The sequence below is a fragment of the Roseobacter cerasinus genome (genome assembly GCF_009811755.1).
Lineage (GTDB): Bacteria > Pseudomonadota > Alphaproteobacteria > Rhodobacterales > Rhodobacteraceae > Roseobacter > Roseobacter cerasinus.
This window is the reverse complement of record NZ_BLIV01000001.1, coordinates 657,692-677,743: the sequence shown is the minus strand read 5'-3', so window position 1 is coordinate 677,743 and position 20,052 is coordinate 657,692. Positions and strand designations below refer to the sequence as shown.

Sequence of the window (20,052 nt, the reverse complement as noted above, 5' to 3'; positions counted from 1 at the left end):
TGATTTTCCTCCCGTTGGTGCCCCTTGCAGAGCGTTATTCAGCGGCCACCCGCTCGTCTGTTGTGTCTTTGAGATACTCCATTGCGGCCTGCGCCCCGCCGGACTGATGCGGCACGCCCGCCTTTGCTAGCCCCATCTCGACGCCAGATAGCGTCGCCATCAGCATCAGATCGTTGAAATCCCCCAGATGCCCGATGCGGAACACCTTGTCGGCGACCTTTGACAGGCCGTTGCCAAGCGAAATATCATAGTGTTTGAGCGTCGTCGCGCGGAAACCATCTGCGGAATGCCCCTCCGGCATCAGCACGGCCGTCAGAACGCCGGATTCCTGCCCCTGCCGCGCGCAGAGCACCTCCAGCCCCCAGGCGCGGACGGCGGCGCGCGTGGCTGCACCATGCCGCGCGTGCCGGGCAAAGACGTTGTCCAACCCTTCCTCGTGCAGCATGTCGATGGCCTCATTCAGCCCGTAAAGCAGGTTGGTGCCGGGCGTGTAGGGGAAATAGCCCGAAGCATTGGGCCCCACCATGTCCTGCCAGTCCCAATAGCTGCGCGGCATACTCACGGATTTTGCATGCTCCAACGCCTTGTCGCTGACCGCGTTGAAGCTGAGCCCTGGCGGCAGCATCAGACCCTTCTGTGAACCGGAAACGCAGACATCGACGCCCCAGTCGTCAAACCGGAAATCAATGGAGGCGAGCCCGGAAATCGAATCCACCATCAGAAGCGCGGGGTGCCCCGCCGCATCGATTGCCTTGCGAACCTCCACGATGGGGGAGACCGACCCCGTCGAGGTCTCATTGTGCACCACACAGACCGCTTTGATCTCGTGGCTGGTATCAGCCCGCAGGCGTGCTTCGATCCGGTCGGGCTCAGCCCCGCCCCGCCAGTCCCCTTCCAAAAACTCCGGCGCGACACCGATCTTGCGGGCCATCTTGTTCCACAGCGTGGCGAAATGCCCCGTCTCGAACATCAGCACCCTATCGCCGGGCGAGGTCGTGTTAACCAGCGCCGCTTCCCAGGCGCCTGTGCCGGAGGAGGGGAAGATGAAGACATGTTGCTCGGTCTTGAAGATCGTCTTCATCCCGCCAAGCGCTTTCAGACCCACTTCGGCAAAATCCGGGCCGCGGTGGTCAATTGTTTGCTGACCAATGGCTTTCAGAATGCGGTCGGGCACAGCGCTCGGACCCGGAATTTGCAGGAAATGTCTGCCAGCCTGGCGCATGGTGTCTCGTCCTCCCAGCGGCGCCGTGGACTCGGCGCAATTTCATATTGTCAAAACGTAATTATGAATTCATAATTCAGTCAACCCAAAAATCTGGTTGCGGTTTTCGGGCCTGACTATCGGGGGAGTTACGGCTTTAATGCGCGAAAACACACGTCTTTCCAATCGCTTGGCTGCGGCTGTTGAGGGTGAGGTGATGGTCGACGCAGCCGCGCGCGGCCGCTATGCGACCGATGCCTCCATCTACCAAATGGTGCCTGAGGCCGTCGTTGTCCCGCGTTCGACAGAGGATGTCGAGGCCGCAATGCAGGTGGCGCGGGAGGAGGAAACGCCCGTCCTGCCGCGTGGCGGCGGCACGTCTCAATGTGGTCAGACCGTGAACCGTGCCGTGGTGCTCGACAACACGCGTCACCTCAATCGGATCTTGGAGATTGACACGGACACCCTCATCGCGCGGGTCGAGCCGGGGTTGGTGCTGGACGAGTTGAACCGGGCTTTGAAACCGCACGGCCTGTGGTTCCCGGTTGACCCGTCCACTGCCTCGCGCTGTACGCTTGGGGGGATGGCGGCGAACAATTCCTCGGGCGGGAAGTCGCTGCGCTATGGCATCATGCGGGACAATGTGCGGGCCATCTCGGCGATTTTGCCGGACGGAACGGCCGCGCGGTTCAACGGAGCTGACCCGATGCCCGGCCCCTATGCGGATCTGGTGCGGGACATGCGCGCCCTTGGCCAGCGTGAAGCGGAGGAGATCGAGCAGTCTTTCCCGAAAGTCCAGCGCCGTGTCGGTGGCTATAACATCGACGCGCTGACCGGGAACGACGTGAACATGGCCCATCTGCTTGTCGGCTCCGAAGGCACGCTGGCCTATTTCACCGAGCTGGAGTTGAGCCTTGCGCATCTGCCGGGTGAGAAGGTGACCGGCATCTGCCATTTCCCGACCTTCTATGCGGCGATGGACGCGGCGCAGCATCTGGTCAAGCTTGGCCCGCAGGCGGTGGAGCTGATCGACGACACGATGATCGCGCTTGGCCGCGACATCCCGCTCTTCCGAAAGACGATTGACGCGTTTGTTCAGGGGGACCCGGCGGCGCTTTTGCTGGTTGAGTTTGCCGAGGGAAGCGCGCAGGCCAATGCGGCCAAGCTGGCTGAGCTGCAAGAGCTGATGGGGGATCTGGGCTTTGCCTTCACAGGCCATGGCTCCAGTTGGGGCGGCGCCCTGCCGGTCACCGACGCTGCGCTGCAATCGGCAATTGCCGAATATCGCAAATCAGGTCTGAACGTGATGATGTCGATGAAGGAGGCGGGCAAGCCAATTTCCTTTGTCGAGGATTGCGCGGTCGCCCTGCCTGATCTGGCGGAGTACACCCAAGGGCTGACAGATATCTTCGCGCGCCATGGCACCAAGGGGACCTGGTACGCCCATGCTTCTGTTGGGTGTCTGCACGTGCGCCCTGTTTTGAACATGCGCCAGGACAAAGACGTCAAAACCATGCGGTCTATTGCTGAAGAGTGCTTTGATCTGGTCAAGCAGTACAAGGGCTCGCATTCCGGCGAACATGGGGATGGGATTGTGCGCTCCGAGTTCCACGAAAAGATGTTTGGCCCGCGCATTGTATCCGCTTTCGAAGAGGTCAAGGTGCGGTTTGATCCAAACGGGCTGATGAACCCGGGCAAGATCGTGCATGCGCCCGCGATGGATGACCGCCGCGTGTTCCGTTACGGGCCGACCTACGCGGTGCCGGAGTTTGAAACGGCGCTCGACTGGTCCGCTTGGCCGGGCAGCGGGGGCGGTTTTCAGGGCGCCGTGGAGATGTGCAACAACAATGGGGCGTGCCGCAAGCTGAAGGGGGGCGGCATGTGCCCGTCGTTTCGCGCCACACGCAATGAACGGGATGCCACGCGCGGGCGAGCGAACACCCTGCGCTTTGCCATCAGCGGTCAGATGCCCGGTGGGCTGACGTCGGATGCGCTGGCCGACACGATGAAATACTGCGTGTCCTGCAAGGCCTGCAGGCGCGAGTGCCCCACGGGCGTCGATATAGCCCGCATGAAGATCGAAGTGCTGTCGGCGCGACGCAAGGAAAACGGGCTGTCTTTTGCGGACAAACTGGTTGGGTATCTGCCGCGCTACGCGCCCAAGGCCGCGAGAGTTGCGGGGGTGATGAACCTGCGCAACAGGATCGGCCCCTTGCGCCGACTGACGGAGGCCCTGACCGGTGTGTCGCACAGGCGCGACTTGCCGGTTTGGTCCTCCAACCCGTTCCGGGATGAGGAGGCGCAAGATGCCGCGCCGGATGTTCTGCTCTTTGCGGATGTGTTCAACCGCTATTTCGAACCGGAGAATCTGCGCGCAGCAGTGCGCGTCTTGCGTGCGGCAGGCGCGCGCGTCGCGGTGGCGCAAGACGGCTCTGGCAGGCCGTTGGACTGCGGGCGCACGCTGCTCGCAGTGGGCTGCGTTGAAGAAGCGCGGGCGGAGGCCAAGCGGATCATCGAGGCGACACGGGAGGCCGTGGCCAAGGGTGTCGCTGTGGTCGGGTTGGAACCCTCCTCAATTCTGACATTTCGCGACGAGTTTCTGGCGCTGTGCCCCGGAGAGGATGCCCAGGCGCTTGCGGCCGCGGCGCAGACGTTCGAGGAATTCCTCGCGCTCCGCCCAAGCCCAGAGATGAAACCGCTGGGTAAACCGATCTATGTGCACGGGCATTGCCACCAAAAGTCCCATGACGCGGTCAGCCCGATGCTTGATCTCCTGAAGCGCATTCCTGAGGCTGAAGTGACCCTGATCGAGAGCAGCTGTTGCGGGATGGCGGGGGCCTTCGGCTACGCGCCCGACACCATCGATATGTCGCTCAAGATGGCCAATCTTGATCTCTTTCCCGCGCTCGCGGCAGCGCCGGAGGATGCGATTGTGGTTGCGGACGGCACCTCCTGCCGCCATCAGATCGCGGATGGCACGCCGCGCCGCGCTATGCACGCTGCCCGCTTGCTCGATCAGGCACTTGCTGGATAGGATGACACCATGACCCTGACCCAGGCCATCAAACGCCCCACACTGCATGAGGAGCTTGTCGACCGGCTGCGCAATCTCGTGGTCGACGATACCCTGAAGCCCGGCGAGAAGGTGCCCGAGAAAGAGCTTTGTGAGGCTTTCGGTGTGTCCCGCACACCGTTGCGTGAGGCGTTGAAGGTTTTGGCCTCCGAAGGGTTTGTGGTGTTGCAGGCCAATCGCGGCGCGCGTGTCGCACGCGTCACCCGGCAGGAGTTGGAAGACACCTTTCCCGTGATTTCACGGCTAGAGCAACTGGCCGGAGAGCTGGCCTGCGCGCATCTGGAGGATGCCGGGATCGCAGACATCGAGGCGCGGCACCGCGACATGGTGCAAGCCTATCACGCGCGGGACCGTCAGGCTTATTTCCAGGCCAATCAGGACATTCATCAGGCGCTGATCCGGGGCGCGCAGAACGAGATCCTCGAAAGCCACCATAAGCTCTTGGCGGGCCGTGTCCGGCGGGCGCGCTTTATGGTGAACCTCTCGGATGAGCGTTGGGCCGAGGCCATCGACGAGCACGAACGTATGATGGCAAAACTGCGCGCCCGAGATGCGGATGGCCTTGGGCAGCTGATGAAGCTGCATATGATGAACAAGTTTGCAGCGCACATCAAAGCAATCGACGCCGGTGGCGATGCGGAGCCCGAAGGCTGAGCGGCCAACCGCGTCTGTTCTCTTTCGATCCGTGGACCACACCCCCTCACAGGAGTACGTCGCACTATGTCCTCTGAACTCACGTCTGAAATGAAGGGCCAAACGCTTTGGCTGACCTTCAACCGACCCGAGGCGCGCAACGCACTAACCTTCGCGATGTATGATGCGCTGGCCGAGATCTGCGCGACCATCCCGACAGACGGGTCGGTGCGCGCCATGGTGTTGACCGGCGCGGGCGGCAAGGCCTTTGCTGCAGGTACGGATATGACCCAGTTCCGCGTCTTCGAGACAGCTCAGGATGCGTTGGACTATGAAGACAACATCTCGCGCGTGCTCGCGGCGGTGGATCAATGTCCCGTGCCAACTGTGGCCGCCGTGCATGGCGCCTGTACGGGCGGCGGCGCGTCGATCGCAGCGGCCTGTGATATTCGGATCAGTTCTGCGCAGCTGAAGTTTGGCTTTCCCATCGCCCGCACGCTGGGCAATTGCCTGAACGCAGGCAGTCTTGCCCGGCTCAGCGAGTTGATCGGCGCGGGGCGGGTGCGCGAGATGATTTTCACCGCCCGGCTCATGGGCGCAGAGGAGGCGCTGGCCACGGGGCTGGTCTCCGAAATCCTGCCTGATGAAGCCGCCCTGATCGCGCGTGCGACGGAGCTCGCGGATCACTTGGCCGGGATGGCGCCGCTGACCCTGCGGGCGACGAAGGAGGCCATGCGCCGCAACCGCGCCGCACTTGCGGTGGAAGACAGTGACCTGATCACCTCCTGTTACATGAGCCGCGACTTCAAACATGGGCTTGAAGCCTTCCTGGCCAAGCAGAAACCAGAGTGGAGCGGAACATGACCTCGACAGGGCCTCTCGCCGGCATGAAGGTGATCGAGCTGGCCCATATCATGGCTGGCCCCGCCTGCGGCATGATGCTGGCGGATATGGGCGCGGATGTGATCAAGGTGGAAAAGCCCGACGGAGACGATAGCCGCCGCTTTCTGCCGCCCGACATCAAGGGCGAAAGTGCGGCCTTCATGATGATGAACCGGAACAAGCGCGGCCTTGCGTTGAACCTGAAAGACTCCGATTCCATCGACGTGCTGCGTACGCTGTTGGACGGCGCGGATGTGGTCATCGAGAATTACCGGCACGACACCATGCAGCGGCTTGGCCTGGATTATGCCGCGCTGCGTCAGCGCAATCCCAAGCTGGTTTATTGCGCCATTTCGGGGTTCGGGCGCACCGGGCCTTATGCCGAGAAAGGCGGTTTCGATCTGATCGCGCAGGGCATGTCGGGGCTGATGTCCATCACGGGCGAGGGGCCAGGGCGCCCACCGGTCAAACCCGGCGCGCCGATTGCGGATATTACGGCCGGGTTTCTGGCGGCTTTGGGCTGCGTCGCGGCTTACAGCCACGCGCAGCAGACCGGCGAAGGGCAGATGGTTGACACTTCGCTTTTTGAGGCGGGGATATCGCTGACCTACTGGCAATCCGCCATTGCCTTTGCCACCGGGCAGGCGCCGGGCGCCCTCGGCTCCGCCCATCCACTGAATGCGCCCTATCAGTCTTTTCGCACCCGGGACGGCTGGATCAACATCGGGGCGGCGAACCAGCGCAACTGGCTGCGGCTGCTGGAGGTGATCGAAGCGCCCGACCTCAACGACGATTCGCGGTTTGCCAGCAACGCGGACCGGATCACCAACCTGCCCGCTCTGGTGCCGGTCCTTGAGCAGCACCTGCAACACCGGGACACGCAAGACTGGATGGATAGGATGGAAGCGGCGGGTCTGCCCGCTGGTCCCGTCATGGATATTTGCGAGATGCATCGGGACCCGCAGGCGCTGGCCCGTGACATGATTGTGGAAACGACACATCCGGTGGCCGGTCAGGTCAAGTCCATTGGTTTGCCGATCAAGTTCAGCGAGACCCCCGGCAGCGTCACAGCACCCGCACCTACCATTGGGCAGCATGGGGCCGAAATCCTGCGGCAGCACGGGTATGAACAAGTGACGATAGATCAGCTTCGGGCCAAGGGGGCGTTGATTGTCGGAGAAGGTTGAGTGAATCCGCTGCACCGCCCACCGGGATGGCTCAAGCCGCGTCGCAATGCGCGGATCAGCTGCCTGTTAACCCGGCAGCTGCAGATCCCGAGCCGTGCCCCGGCTCGTTGGTAGGGCGCCCGGTGTTGACACTTCTGGACAATACGGGCACGGACAAATGCCACCAAAAACCAAGACCAAGCGGGACAGTCTATGCCAGGCCCATCTCATCTTATTGTCGGCGACGGCATCACAGCGCTGGCCTTTCTGGAGAGCTGTCTGACGCGCGACATCGTGCATGTGACGGTCGTCGGCAGAACCGCGTCGCAGCTTGGCCGGGGCGTGGCCTATGCGAGGGATGCGGAGGATGCGCCCTGGCGTTTTGCCTATCTTCTGAACTCGCCAGCGGATGACATCGACCCGGCCTTTGCCGCATGGCTGGCCGAGAATTGGGACAGGATTGAAATTACGATGGCGGGCCGCAAACCAGACTGGCTCCGTGCGGCCGCTCCGCTGGTGGCGGCAGGCGATGTCCACGGCGTGAACGCCCCACGGGAGTTCTACGGCGACTTCATGGAACTGCGCGCGCAGCAAATCATCGACCAACTGCGCAAGGCGGGGATTAAGGTCACTCTCATTGACGATATCGCCACGTCCATGCGTGTCGAAGACCACAAGGTCAGCATCCGGACATCGGGCGGGCAAATGCTGGATGCACAAAGCGCGGATGTTGCTCCGGGCGGGCCGGAGACGATGCGATTTGAGGGGGACGACGGCCCCTTCAGCGCGCCGTCGGTCTTTGGATATGAGCATCGGATCTCCGAGCATATCAAAGCCGGGTCGGAGATTTTCTGCATTGGTGGCAACGCGGCGATGCTGGACGTGCTGCGGCTCTGCCAGAGCCATATTCCGGACAGCGAGATCAGATTTGCCTTTTGCGCGCCGGAAGGTGAGGTGCCGCCGCCGCTGGTGCCGACCCTGCCGCGCAGGTTGGCCAAGCCCAACCTGTCACCGGGCCATGCCTCTGCACAGAGTTTCCTGTCCGAGATCCGGAGGGAGATCGACGCGGCGGAGGCATCGGGCCACGAGCGGCGCGATGTGAGGGCGGGTTTCCGGGCGCACTTCCTGGAGCACCCGTTGCATCTTTACGTGGCCGACCCGGAGGAGGCAGCTGAGGTTGCCAAGGTGCTGCGCTTCTGGCTGCGGGGCGGCACCCGAGACACGATCTTTGACATGCGGCGGCTGGTCGACGCTGGCCGCGTGCAGATCGTGAAGGGCCACGTGCGCCGGATCGAGACCACGAACACGGGCGCGACTGTTGTTTTTGATGACGAACACGGGGTCACGCAGCGGCGTGAGACGGGCTTTGTGGTGAACTGTGCCGGGGCCGCGCCGCACTCGCGGTTTGATCCGCTGACCGAGGATTTGCTGAGGCAGGGTCTGATCGACCGCAACCGTTCAGGCGGATTGGTCATCGACGCGAAGTGCCAGACCAAAGCGCCGAACCTGCGATATCTGTCTCCGGCTGTTGTGCAGTTGGGCGAAGAGGTTGTGGCGATGCCGCTCTATGACGCGCATATGCTGCGCACCTATGTGGCCAGAGCCGTATCATAACGCGGACCCCTTGGTGGGCAACGGGGCGTCGCGCAGCGATCTCCCGGGCTGGTGATCATTGCCCCCGGTCAGAACCCAGAGGGCGCCTGCCTCAGAGCATGGGAGGAGGGGTCAGATTGGCGCCCACTGTCGCGCCTGCGCCAATCCTTTCGGAGATATCGCGGCCCGCTGCGATCAAGATGCGCTTGCAGGCTTCCACATCGGGGTCGCTCGACGCGTGCAGCCGCTGCACATGCGGGATGGTGAGCGCGGCGACAACCTCACCTGCGTATCCGAACACCGGGACGGACAGGTTCAGAACACCTTGAATGACCGAAGACGGGCTTTCGCAGACGCCGGTGCTGACCACCTGCGCCACCGCTTCTTCGAACACGGCCATCGTTTCGGTCGTAAAAGCCTCGCTTTTGGCGCAGATGTCGCGCCGTTCCGTTGCTGTCAGCTGGTGCAGCAGGCTGGCCCCTGATGAGGTGAGCACAATGGGAACCTGCGCGCCGAGGCGCACCACTGTGATGTTGTTGCCGGGCGAGTCGATCTGCGCGATGACGAGGATCTGGCCGTCGTAGGGAATGGCCAGATGCATGGACTGGTTCAGCACCGCAGCCGTGCGCTCCATGATCCGGCCCGCCACCGCCGTGAGCCGACGCGTCGGCGGATAGCGATGCGACAACTCAAACAGGCGCATCGACAGCGCATAGCGCTCGCTTTCCTCATCGAACAGAACATAGCCACGCGCCACCAGCACAGCCAACATGCGGTACAGCTCGTTCACGGAGCGGTCGAGCGCTTGCGCGATTTCGTTTTTCTTCAGACCGTTGGTCTGCGCTGCCAGAAGCTCAAGAATATCGAGCCCTTTGGACAGGGCCGGGGCGCTGTATTTCTCGGTGCTCGCCACGGCTTTGCTCATCTGTTTTGACTTTCGTTAGAGGTGGGCTCGGATCTTGCGCTGTGCCATCAGGCGTCCAACTGCCATAGGTCAAGGGCGTTCAGGTAATATAGTGCATTGCGCTCCTCCTCCGACCACCCTTGGGTCAGCATGTGGGTGACCGCCACCCATGTGGGCAGATCGCCGCCAAGATTGCAGACCGGGCTGTCGGAGCCCCACACAAGTCGGTTTGTCCCGAAGGCGTCGACAGTCTCTTCGACAAAGGGTCTGATGTCCTCAAGCGTCCAGGTCGCCGCGTCGCCATAAGCGATCACACCCGAGATCTTGGCGTGCACATTCGGTCGCTCGGCCACCGCGCGCAGGTGGTCGCGCCAGGGCTCCAACGCCCCCGAGGCGACATCAGGCACGCCGCAGTGGTCAAGGATGAAGGTGACGTCGGGACAGTGGTCCACAAGGTCGATCGCGAGCGGCAGCTGGCGTGGCAAGACACACAGATCGAAGGTCATCCCTGTCCCGCTAAGACGGCGGATATTGTCGCGGAACGTCTGGGTTGTGCTGACATCATCGGGCACCACATGCAGTACGCGCCGAAACCCTCGGACCAAACCCGTCGCCCGCGCCCGGTCGAGATGGGCGGCAAATCCGCCATGTTCTGGCCTACAGGAAGAAATGATGCCGCGCAGCAACCCGTTGTGCGCTCCGGCCAGCTTCGAGATCACCGCAACCTCCTGCTCGATCTGATCTTCGGCCACGTCGACTTCCATGTGAAAGCAGTGGCTGATGCCCAGACGGGCGGCCAGGCGCGCGTACTCATCGAACCCGTTGTCGTGGTTCAGCGCCGCGTAATCATCGAGCCAAGGATAGGAGAGCCGGTCCTTATAGATCAGATGCAGATGGGTATCGAACAGCATTCCCTGGGTCTCCTCTTCCCTCTAAAGATAGACGTTGACTAAATATGAAAGTCAAGTTTGTATGTGAATAGTTGAAATGAAGCGCATACCGCTCGTTCAATCCAGATGGGAGGACGTCATGAGAAATTTGAAACTGACAGCGCTGCTGGGTGCCACGGCTTTGGCTGCGGCCACCGGCGCCGCATCAGCCGCTGAGTTTGATGGGGTGACCCTGCAAGCCAAGCTGATCGGTGGGCAGCAGTATGAGGCGCTTTATGCGCGCATCGGGGAGTGGGAGGCCGCGACCGGTGCGGAGGTAGAGATCATTTCGAAGAAGAACCACTTCGAATTGGACAAGGAGTTCAAATCCGATCTGGCGGCGGGCACGCTGGGCTGGTGCGTGGGGTCGAACCATTCGTCTTTCGCGTCGCAGTACCCCAATCTCTACACTGATCTGAACCCCTATCTGTCAGAGGATTTCGTTGCGGAATACGTGCCGTCGAACCTTTCGGCCTCCAAGATCGGGGATGCGCTGGTCATGCTGCCGCGGGCGCAGTTCGACGTGTCGGTTCTCTATTACCTGAAATCGCTATACGAGGACGCGGACAATCAGGCCGCCTACAAGGCTGAGACAGGCCGCGATCTGGCGCCGCCCGACACCTGGGAGGAGTATAAGGCGCAGGCGATCTTCTTCACCGACGCGCCCAACTTCTATGGCACGCAGTACGCTGGCAAGGACGAGGCCATCGTTGGTCGTTTCTATGAGATGATCATCGCTGAGGGCGGGCAGCTTTTCAACGAGGATTGGTCACCGGCCTTTGACAGCGAGGCGGGGCAGCGGGCGCTGGCCTGGTTTGTCGATCTCTATCAGGCGGGCGCGGTGCCGCCGGGCACCACCTCTTATCTGTGGGATGATCTGGGGCAGGGCTTTGCCTCCGGGACCATCGCGCTCAACCTCGATTGGCCGGGCTGGGCGGGGTTCTTCAACGGCGAAGACACGTCGAAAGCCGCCGGAGACGTGGGTGTGATCGTGCAGCCGCAAGGCAGCGCAGGCATTCGGACCGGCTGGTCGGGGCACCATGGGTTTTCGGTGACCGAGTCTTGCGAGAACAAAGAGGCGGCGGCGTCTCTGGTGGCCTGGCTGACCAATGAAGACAGCCAGAAGCTGGAAAGTGCGGGCGGTTCGCTGCCCACGCGGACAGCCGTCTGGGATCACGTGCTCGAAACCTCGCAATCCGACCCCTTCCGCTCGGAGGCGATTGCAGCTTTCCAGGCCGGGTCTGAGCATGCGTTTCCCGCGCCGCAGACGCCCTATTGGATCGAGGCAACGAACCTGATCTATCCCGAATTGCAGGCCGCAATCCTCGGGGACAAATCCATCGAAGAAGCTCTGGGCGACGCCTCAGAGGCCGTCGATGAGATGATGCAGGAAAACGGCGTCTACTGACCCTGCGCCCGCCTCGGGGCCAATGTCCCGGGGCGGGCTGCCACCGTGCCACCCACCGTCCACCGGTTCGAATGTAAAGGATGCAGGCGATGACGCGCTTCCGCCTTCCAGCTTGGTTTGTGCTTTTGTTGCCTGCGATCATCGTTCTGGCGGCGGTGGTGCTGATCCCTTTGCTGCTGTCGCTTTACTCTAGCTTCACGTCGTACCGGCTGACGCGACCGGACTCGCTCTATAACTGGATCGGCACCTTCAACTACGAAAAGGCCGCCAAGAGCGCGCATTTCTGGGCGGCCTTCGGGCGCACTCTGCTGCTGCTGACCATCGCGCTCAATCTGGAGATGTTGCTGGGCCTGGGCCTGGCCCTGCTGGTCAATCAGGTGACTTACGGGCAGCGCGCGCTGCGCACGATCATGATGTTTCCGATGATGTTCTCGCCGCTTCTGGTCGGCTTTCAGTTCAAATTCATTTTCAACGACAATGTGGGGCTGGTGAACAACGCGCTGCAATCGCTGGGGCTGTCGAATACGGCGATCCCCTGGCTGGTCGATGGGCAGCTCGCGTTCTTCTCAATTCTCGTGGCGGAGATGTGGTCCTCCACCTCCGTATTCGCCATCCTCATTCTGGCGGGGCTTTTCGCGGTGCCACGCGACCCGATTGAGGCGGCCAAGGTTGATGGCTGCACACCCTGGCAAAGCTTTCGCCACATCACGCTGCCCTACATCATGCCCTTTATCTACATCGCGCTGGCCATTCGGTCGCTGGATGTGGCGCGCGCCTATGACATCGTACAGATCATGACCAACGGTGGCCCCGCGCGGCGGACAGAGCTGATCTGGACGATGATCGGGCGCACCGGCTACGTCGATGCCAAGATGGGTTACGCCAATGCGATGGGCTACATCTCCATCTTTCTCGCCATTTTCTTCACCATCTACTTCTTCCGCAAGCTGAACGCCGCGCGCGCCGAACTGGGCATGGGGGGCTGAGCATGGACGAGAACCGCCACCACCGTCTGCGCGCCCGGACCCTGAAGGGGTTGCAGCTCTTCGCGCTCTTCATTGCTATGTGTTTTATCTGCATCCCGGGCCTGTGGGTGGTGCTCAACTCCTTCCGTCCCACGGTCGAGATCATGGCTAAACCACCGGTCTGGATCCCGCAGGATCTGAACCTCGACCACTACCGCGCCATGTTCGGCGGTGTCGGTGAGGGGGGCGTACCGGTCTTACGGTACTTCACCAATTCTCTAATCATCTCCGTCACCTCCACGGTCATCGCGATCCTTGTGGGTATGGCGGGGGGCTATGCGTTTGCACGGTACCAGTTCAAAGGCAAGGCGGCGATCTTCATCGGGCTGATGCTGACCCGCGCGGTCCCGGGTGTGGCCCTGTCGCTGCCGCTGTTCATCGTGATGGCGCGCACCGGGCTGATCGACACCCATATCGGGCTGATCCTCGTCTATGTCTCGCTGAACGTGCCCTTCACCATCTGGCTGATCGACGGCTTCTTTCGCCAGGTTCCGGTCGAGCTGGCAGAGGCCGCTGAGATAGACGGCTGCACCCGCTGGCAGGCCTTCTGGAAGGTAGAGTTCCCGGTGGCGCGCGCCGGGGTCGCCTCGGCCGGTATTTTTGCCTTCCTGACCTCCTGGAATGAATATGCGCTGGCGAGCCAACTGACCCGCTCGACCTTTTCCAAGACGATGCCGGTGGGCCTGCGCGATTTCACCAGCGAATTCACCATCAATTGGGGTGGGATGTGCGCGCTGGCGGTCCTGATGATCATCCCCGCGCTGATCCTTACCTTCCTTGTACAAAAGCACCTCATTGCCGGCCTGACCTTCGGCGGCGTGAAAGGATAAGCCACATGGCACAAGTCAACCTTAGGAATGTGGTGAAACGGTATGGCGCGCTTCAGGTGGTGCATGGGGTCGATCTGAACATCGACGATAACGAATTCGTGGTGCTGGTCGGGCCCTCGGGCTGCGGCAAGTCGACAACCCTGCGGATGATCGCGGGGTTGGAGGCGATCTCCGGCGGAGAGATCGTGATCGGGGACCGGGTGGTCAACGACCTGCCGCCGCGCCACCGCAATATCTCCATGGTGTTCCAGAACTACGCGCTTTACCCGCATATGTCTGTGCGGGAGAACCTGGGGTTCTCGCTCAAGATCGCCAAGAAAACGCAAGCAGAGATCGACCAGGCCGTCGATGAAGCTGCGGAAATCCTCAGCCTGACGGAGTATATGGACCGCAAGCCCGGTGCGCTCTCGGGCGGGCAGCGCCAGCGGGTCGCCATGGGCCGCGCCATTGTACGCCACCCGGATGTGTTTCTCTTTGACGAGCCTTTGTCGAACCTCGATGCCAAGCTGCGCACGCAGATGCGGACCGAGATCAAGAAGCTGCATCAGAAGGTGAATTCCACCATCGTCTATGTGACCCATGATCAGGTGGAGGCGATGACCCTGGCGGACCGGATCGTGATCATGCGCGATGGGCACATCGAGCAGGTCGGCACACCGCTGGAGGTGTTCGAGAACCCGGCCAATACCTTTGTGGCGACCTTCATTGGCTCGCCGCCGATGAACCTGCTGGCGGGCCGGGTGTCAAAGGATCGCATCGTCTTGGAGAACGGGCTGGACGTGCCCGTCCCGGGCCAGTTCAGCGACAAGACCCACGAGGGACAGGAGGTTATCCTGGGCTTTCGAGCGGACAACCTGATGCCCGTAGGCCATGCGATGCCGATGGGGGGTGCCTCTGCCGAGCTGGACATGGCGGTGACACTGTCGGAACCGCTTGGCACTGAAACGCTCCTGTTCACGTCCATCGCAGGTAAGGAGGTGCAGGCCAAGATGCTGAACCCACGCCCGGTTGCGCCGGGCGAGCGCCTGTCTTTCCAGTTGGATCTGACGCGCTGTCATTTGTTCGACGCGCAATCCCAGAACAGCCTGAGGTAACGCCATGGCCCGTATCGCCCAAGTCGAGATTTTCATGGCCAACCTGACGCCTAAGGTGAAGCGCACAGATGCCATTCAGAGCTTTGAAAGCCAGGAAACACCCTTTGTGCGGATCACCGACAGCGAGGGGGCGGTTGGTCTGGGCTACACCTATACCATCGGGCAGGGCGGCCCGGCCATCATGTCGCTGCTGCGCGAGACGTTGGTGCCGCAGCTGATCGGGCGTGAGGCGGAAGAGATCGGGCGGATCTGGCGTGACCTGTTGTTTTCGACTCATGCCACGGCTGTGGGCGCCATCACGTCGCTGTCGCTGGCGGCCATTGATACCGCGCTCTGGGATCTGCGTTGCAAGCGTGCGGGCGTGCCGCTGTGGCGGATGCTGGGCGGCGCGAAGCCGTCCGTGCCCATGTACACAACCGAAGGCGGCTGGCTGCACATCTCGACCGACGATCTGGTCGCGGATGCGGTGGCGGCGCAGGCGGCAGGGTTCTCCGGCAGCAAGATCAAGATCGGGCGTCCACATCTGGACGAAGACCGGCAACGTCTGGCCGCCGTGCGCGCGGCGGTGGGCCCCAACTATGAGATCATGGTGGATGCCAACCAGTACTTTTCACGCGCCGAAGCCACCCGCCGCGCGCGTGTGCTGGAAGAGTTTGGCATCGCCTGGTTCGAGGAGCCGATGCCCGCCGACGACGTGATGGAACACGCGCTTTTGGCGGCCTCCACCTCCGTGCCGATCGCGGTGGGGGAAAGCATGTATTCGCTGTCGCAGTTCAAAGACTATCTGACCACAGGCGGGGCCAGCATCGTGCAGGTGGATGTCGCACGGATCGGGGGCATCACGCCGTGGATGAAAGTCGCGCATCTGGCCGAGGCGCATAACGTGCCCGTCTGCCCGCACTTCCTGATGGAGCTGCATGTCAGCCTTGTCTGCGCCATTCCGAACGCCCCTTGGCTGGAATACATCCCGCAGCTCGACAGCCTGACCGCCTCGCCCATGGCAATGAAAGACGGGCGCGCCTATCCGTCAGATGCGCCGGGGCTGGGCATTGATTGGGATCTGGACCGGCTGGATGCGGCCCGGGTCGATGGTCTCTCGGCCAGAGTCACAAGCTAGGAGGCATGTGCGATGGAACGTATGGGCATGGTCATTGGTCTCGAAGCCGACAATGTGGCCGAATACAAGCGCCTGCATGCGGATGTGTGGCCGGGTGTTCTCGCCAAGATCACCGAATGCAACATCCGCAACTATTCGATCTTCCTGAAGGAGCCGGAGAACATGCTGTTCGGCTATTGGGAATACCACGGCACGGATTTCGCGGCTGATGCGGCCAAGATGGCGGCGGACCCGGAAACGCAACGCTGGTGGGCGGTTTGTATGCCCTGCCAAATCCCGCTGGAGACCCGCAAGGACGGAGAGTGGTGGGCGATGATGGAGGAGGTGTTTCACCTCGACTAGGCCATGTTCGATGATCTGATGCAATTCTGGCCCCGCGCCAGTCATCCCAAGCCCATCGTCATCTTTGGCGCCGGGTCGATTGTGACCGACGCGCATCTGCCAGCTTATGCCAAGGCAGGCTACGCGGTGGCTGGGATCTATGACCCTGACACCGAAAAGGCGGAGGCCTTGGCGCGCGCACATGGGTTTACAGCGTTTGCATCTCCAGAAGAGGCGGCGCGGCTGGGTGATGTGGTCTTCGATCTGGCAACGCCGCCCGACGCGCATGCCGCAATCCTTGAGGGTCTCCCAGCGGGCGCGCCGGTTCTGATCCAAAAGCCCATGGGCAGCGATCTGGCTGGCGCGTCCGAGATTTTGCAGATTTGTCGCGCGCGGCAGTTGAAAGCGGCGGTGAATTTTCAACTCCGGTTTGCCCCGATGATGCTGGCCCTGCGCGATGCCATTGACCGTGGCCTGTTGGGCGGCGTGGTGGATTTTGATGCCTGGCTGGCACTGAACACGCCTTGGGGTCTGTGGAAGTTCCTGGAGCCTTTGCCACGGGTGGAGATCAGCCTGCATTCGATTCACTATCTCGACCTCGTGCGCAGCCTGCTGGGGGACCCCTTGGGTGTGCATGCGAAAACGCTTGGGCATCCGTCGTCCAAGATCGCGCAGACGCGCACGGCGGCGATCCTCGACTATGGCGACGAGGTGCGCTGCGCGCTGTCGATCAACCACAACCACGCATTTGGTCGCAAACATCAGGCCTGCGCGTTCCGCATCTGTGGCACCGAGGGGGCCGCCTATCTGCAGCTGGGCGTAAATCTCGACTATCCGAAAGGCGAGCCGGACATTCTGGAACTCAACACTGGCGATGGGTGGCAGGCGGTGCCGCTGCGGGGCGCCTGGTTCCCCGATGCCTTTGGCAGCCGGATGAGCCAGCTGCAACGCTTTGCCACCGGCGAGGACGATGTTCTGATCAGCAGTGTGGAGGACGCCTGGACTACGATGGCGCTGGTCGAAGCGGCTTATGAGAGCAGCGCCGCCTCGGCCACGCCGTTGGCCACAAAGCCGGTGTGACAGCGTCTACAAGAACAGCTTCCGTCGCAGCTCCGCCTCAGCGCGGCAGATCTCGAAATCCCGCTCCAGAAGACGCCCCTGCGGGCTGGCCGCGATGTCGAAATTCTTGAACCGATCCACGCCGCTGACGATGGCGACAAGCGGGCGATCACCGGAGCTCTGCTTCATCGACGGGCGGATATAGCGGATCGCCACGCCGATGCGGCGGTCGTCGGTGGTGTTGGGCCCTGAGGCGTGGAACAGATGGCCGTGATGCATGGAGGCCTGCCCAGGGGTCAACTCGCAGAGCACCGCGTCGGCCTCATCCACTTCAACGGCAATCTCTTGCCCGCGCGAGAGCAGGTTGTCTTCGGCGTAGGTGTCCACATGCTCAACGATGCGTTGCTTGTGGCTGCCGGGGACAAACCGCATGCAGCCGCTGTCCCGGTTTGCCGGAGAGAGGGCGACCCAGCAGGTAACCTCCTCTGCGTCGTCCAGCCCCCAATAGGTCAGATCCTGATGCCAGGAGACGATCTTGTCGGACTGCGCCGGTTTGATGAACAGCGCACCGCTATAGACCAGCAGATCGGGCCCAAGCACCGAAGACACGGCCTCGATGATCGCCGGATGTCGGATCAGACTGTCAAAGCCGGGCAGCAGTCGGTCCGGGTAGGTGCGCAACAGCGCCAGTCGCTCGGTATCATCTGCAAGGTTTGCTTCCGCACGCTCCAGATCGTCGCGCAGGCTTTGTGCCTCTGCCGCGCTCAGGATATCGAGCGGCAGCGCAAAGCCATCCCGCGTATAGGCGTCAGCAATGCTGCCCGGAGAAGCGGATACTTTGGAGGCGATGTTCACGGCGGCGGCTCCTGTGTCAGTGGTCGCGGGGATAATATTGCATGGCTAGGGAAATCTCAAAAATTGATTTATAAGATAAAGCAACATCATTTTTTTGGATGATACATGCGTCTGTCCGGTTTCAACCTCAATCAACTGATCGGCCTTGAAGCGCTGCTTGCCGAGGGTAATGTGACCCGCGCGGCCAAGCGCGCGCATCTCAGCCAATCGGCGATGAGCGCTGTGCTGTCGCAGCTACGCTTGCATTTCGATGATGCGCTGCTGGTGCGATCCGGGCGGGGCATGGTGCTGACCCCCTTTGCGCGCAGCCTGATCGCCCCGATGAACGAACTGTTGTCGCAGGCGCAGTCCTTCGCCGCACTTCGGCCTTACGCGGACAGCGAGACCATTGATCGGGAGGTGACGATTGTTGCGTCTGAGTTTGTCCTGCAAACCTGTGTCGGGCCGGGCATCATCGCCTCCACCCGCGAGGTGCCCGGGCTGCGGTTTGATCTGCTGCCGCTCTCGGAGGATTCGGGGAAGTTGCTGCGAAACGGCGAGGTTGATCTGCTGCTCGCCGGGCAGTCGCTTGATGTGGGCATGCCGCCCAAGGCTGAGCTGTTCTCGGAAGGGTTTGTCTGTCTTTCCTGTGCAGAGCGGGGGCCGCCGCAAGGGCAGTTGACCCGGCAGGCGTTTCTGGAGCGCCGACATGTGGTCGTGAAATACATTCAACACCAGATGACTCACGACGACGAAGAGGTTCTGAGGCGCGAAGGCCTGATCCGGAAGCGGCAGATCACCGTCTGGTCCTATTCGCTGGTGCCCTATGTTCTGTGTGGCACAGAGATGATCGCGACCTTACCCGAACGTGCAGCGCACCAGATTTCCCGACGGTGGCCGGTGCAGATCCACCCGTTTCCCTTTGGCCACGACCCTGTTCGCGTTTTTGCCTATTGGCACGCCAGCCGGGATACCGACGCGGTGATCGAGCGTTTCCTCGCCAGGTTGTCGTGACGGGCGCGCGGGACTGCATGCACTTGCAGCCTGTTCAGCCGCTTGTGTTCTCGCGCACGAGGTCCGTATATAGCGCGCGGATCCGCGTCGTCATAGGCCTGTCACCGGTCCCGATGCGCTTACCGTCAATCTCCGCCACGGGCGTCTGCGCACCAAAGGTCCCGGTCAGGAAGGCTTCATCCGCGCCGTAAGCTTCATAGAGCGAATAGTTCTTCTCAAACACTGGGATGTCATGGGCGCGGCAGAGGTCGATCACCTTCTGCCGAGTCACCCCGTTCATGCAGTAGTCGCCAGTCGAGGTCCAAACCTCACCGCGCCGCACGATGAAGAAATTGCAGGCATTGGTGGTGTTCACGAATCCATGGGGGTCAAGCATCAGCCCTTCATCGGCGCCCGCCTGTTCGGCCTGCAGACAGGCGATGACGCAATTGAGCTTGGAGTGGGAGTTGTATTTCGCATCCTGAGACATGGGCAATCCACGGACCTGGGGCACAGTGGCCAGCCGGATACCCTTGGCCTGTAGGCCAGACGCAGGCCTGGAATGTTCGACAATCGCGACGATGGTGGGGCCAAAGCGCGACAGATCCGGATGCTGGAAGGGTTTTGCCTTCCGTCCGCGCGTGACCATCAGACGGCAGTGGGCGTCGTCTGTCATACCGTTGGCCTCGGCCGTGCGGTTCAGGATGTCGAGCACATCCCTCGGCCCGATGCCGATGCCGATGTCGATGGAGACGGACTTCAGCGCGTTGAACAGCCGATCCATATGGTCGTCGAAAAACGCCCATCTGCCGTTGTGCAAACGCAGCCCCTCCCACATCCCGTCGCCCAGCATGAAGCCTGAGTCGTAGACCGACACAACCGCCTGCGACTTTGGCACCAGATCACCGTTGACGTAGATCACGATGTTGTCGTTGCGCGCGTCCTCTTCAGCGTCATGGGTGGAATTTCTGTCGATTTTGCTCATGCTCA

At 61.9% G+C, this 20,052-nt stretch carries 18 protein-coding genes; 13 read left to right on the top strand and 5 right to left on the bottom strand.

Annotated features, from left to right (window positions below; all coding sequences use genetic code 11):
• Positions 1-34 precede the first annotated feature (34 nt).
• Positions 35-1,222 (bottom strand): pyridoxal-phosphate-dependent aminotransferase family protein, encoded by a 1,188-nt coding sequence (locus So717_RS03390; RefSeq protein ID WP_159974772.1) that lies wholly within the window; start codon positions 1,220-1,222, stop codon positions 35-37.
• Between the two features lie 169 nt (positions 1,223-1,391).
• On the opposite strand from So717_RS03390, the gene So717_RS03385 reads away from it, so the two are divergent.
• From So717_RS03385 to So717_RS03365, 5 genes are all read left to right on the top strand, one after another.
• Entirely contained in the window at positions 1,392-4,235 is a 2,844-nt protein-coding gene (locus So717_RS03385) for an FAD-binding and (Fe-S)-binding domain-containing protein (RefSeq protein WP_306439492.1), read from the top strand.
• A gap of 9 nt (positions 4,236-4,244) precedes the next feature.
• Complete coding sequence (locus So717_RS03380; RefSeq protein ID WP_159974770.1) at positions 4,245-4,928, top strand: GntR family transcriptional regulator; 684 nt, start codon at positions 4,245-4,247, stop codon at positions 4,926-4,928.
• A gap of 66 nt (positions 4,929-4,994) precedes the next feature.
• Positions 4,995-5,771, top strand: a complete 777-nt coding sequence (locus So717_RS03375) for an enoyl-CoA hydratase/isomerase family protein (RefSeq protein WP_159974769.1) — start codon at positions 4,995-4,997, stop codon at positions 5,769-5,771.
• A complete protein-coding gene (locus So717_RS03370; RefSeq protein ID WP_159974768.1) occupies positions 5,768-6,976 on the top strand; it encodes a CaiB/BaiF CoA transferase family protein in 1,209 nt (402 codons plus the stop codon). The genes So717_RS03375 and So717_RS03370 overlap by 4 nt, the downstream gene beginning before the upstream one ends.
• A gap of 192 nt (positions 6,977-7,168) precedes the next feature.
• Positions 7,169-8,569, top strand: a complete 1,401-nt coding sequence (locus So717_RS03365; RefSeq protein WP_159974767.1) for an FAD/NAD(P)-binding protein — start codon at positions 7,169-7,171, stop codon at positions 8,567-8,569.
• Positions 8,570-8,660: 91 nt separating this feature from the next.
• Here the strand turns inward: So717_RS03365 and So717_RS03360 are convergent, their stop codons facing one another.
• Both So717_RS03360 and So717_RS03355 read right to left on the bottom strand, forming a co-directional pair.
• Complete coding sequence (locus So717_RS03360) at positions 8,661-9,473, bottom strand: IclR family transcriptional regulator (protein ID WP_159974766.1); 813 nt, start codon at positions 9,471-9,473, stop codon at positions 8,661-8,663.
• Between the two features lie 47 nt (positions 9,474-9,520).
• Positions 9,521-10,363, bottom strand: coding sequence for an amidohydrolase family protein (locus So717_RS03355; RefSeq protein WP_159974765.1), 843 nt, complete (start codon positions 10,361-10,363; stop codon positions 9,521-9,523).
• A 118-nt stretch (positions 10,364-10,481) separates the two neighbouring features.
• Between So717_RS03355 and So717_RS03350 the strand changes: the two genes are divergently transcribed.
• The 7 genes from So717_RS03350 (at position 10,482) to So717_RS03320 (ending at position 17,256) form a co-directional block, all read left to right on the top strand.
• Positions 10,482-11,789 (top strand): ABC transporter substrate-binding protein, encoded by a 1,308-nt coding sequence (locus So717_RS03350; RefSeq protein ID WP_159974764.1) that lies wholly within the window; start codon positions 10,482-10,484, stop codon positions 11,787-11,789.
• A gap of 89 nt (positions 11,790-11,878) precedes the next feature.
• Positions 11,879-12,775: a carbohydrate ABC transporter permease gene (locus tag So717_RS03345; RefSeq protein WP_159974763.1), complete on the top strand. Its 897-nt coding sequence runs from the start codon at positions 11,879-11,881 to the stop codon at positions 12,773-12,775.
• Positions 12,776-12,777: 2 nt separating this feature from the next.
• Positions 12,778-13,644: a carbohydrate ABC transporter permease gene (locus So717_RS03340; RefSeq protein ID WP_159974762.1), complete on the top strand. Its 867-nt coding sequence runs from the start codon at positions 12,778-12,780 to the stop codon at positions 13,642-13,644.
• Between the two features lie 5 nt (positions 13,645-13,649).
• Positions 13,650-14,738, top strand: coding sequence for an ABC transporter ATP-binding protein (locus So717_RS03335; RefSeq protein ID WP_159974761.1), 1,089 nt, complete (start codon positions 13,650-13,652; stop codon positions 14,736-14,738).
• A 4-nt stretch (positions 14,739-14,742) separates the two neighbouring features.
• Positions 14,743-15,855, top strand: coding sequence for a mandelate racemase/muconate lactonizing enzyme family protein (locus So717_RS03330; RefSeq protein ID WP_159974760.1), 1,113 nt, complete (start codon positions 14,743-14,745; stop codon positions 15,853-15,855).
• A 12-nt stretch (positions 15,856-15,867) separates the two neighbouring features.
• A complete protein-coding gene (locus tag So717_RS03325) occupies positions 15,868-16,197 on the top strand; it encodes an L-rhamnose mutarotase (RefSeq protein WP_159974759.1) in 330 nt (109 codons plus the stop codon).
• A 3-nt stretch (positions 16,198-16,200) separates the two neighbouring features.
• Positions 16,201-17,256 carry a Gfo/Idh/MocA family protein gene (locus tag So717_RS03320; RefSeq protein ID WP_159974758.1) on the top strand — a complete coding sequence of 352 codons (1,056 nt, stop codon included), beginning with the start codon at positions 16,201-16,203 and terminating at the stop codon, positions 17,254-17,256.
• Positions 17,257-17,262: 6 nt separating this feature from the next.
• Here So717_RS03320 and So717_RS03315 read toward each other — a convergent pair whose 3' ends face one another.
• Positions 17,263-18,090 carry a phytanoyl-CoA dioxygenase family protein gene (locus So717_RS03315; RefSeq protein ID WP_159974757.1) on the bottom strand — a complete coding sequence of 276 codons (828 nt, stop codon included), beginning with the start codon at positions 18,088-18,090 and terminating at the stop codon, positions 17,263-17,265.
• Positions 18,091-18,195: 105 nt separating this feature from the next.
• Here So717_RS03315 and So717_RS03310 point away from each other — a divergent pair, with 105 nt between their 5' ends.
• The gene (locus tag So717_RS03310; protein ID WP_159974756.1) at positions 18,196-19,083 is read left to right on the top strand and encodes a LysR family transcriptional regulator; all 888 of its coding nucleotides are present in this window, start codon (positions 18,196-18,198) and stop codon (positions 19,081-19,083) included.
• 34 nt (positions 19,084-19,117) lie between these two features.
• On the opposite strand, the gene So717_RS03305 is transcribed toward So717_RS03310, so the two are convergent.
• The gene (locus So717_RS03305; RefSeq protein WP_159974755.1) at positions 19,118-20,047 is read right to left on the bottom strand and encodes an aminotransferase class IV; all 930 of its coding nucleotides are present in this window, start codon (positions 20,045-20,047) and stop codon (positions 19,118-19,120) included.
• Between the last annotated feature and the right edge of the window lie 5 nt (positions 20,048-20,052).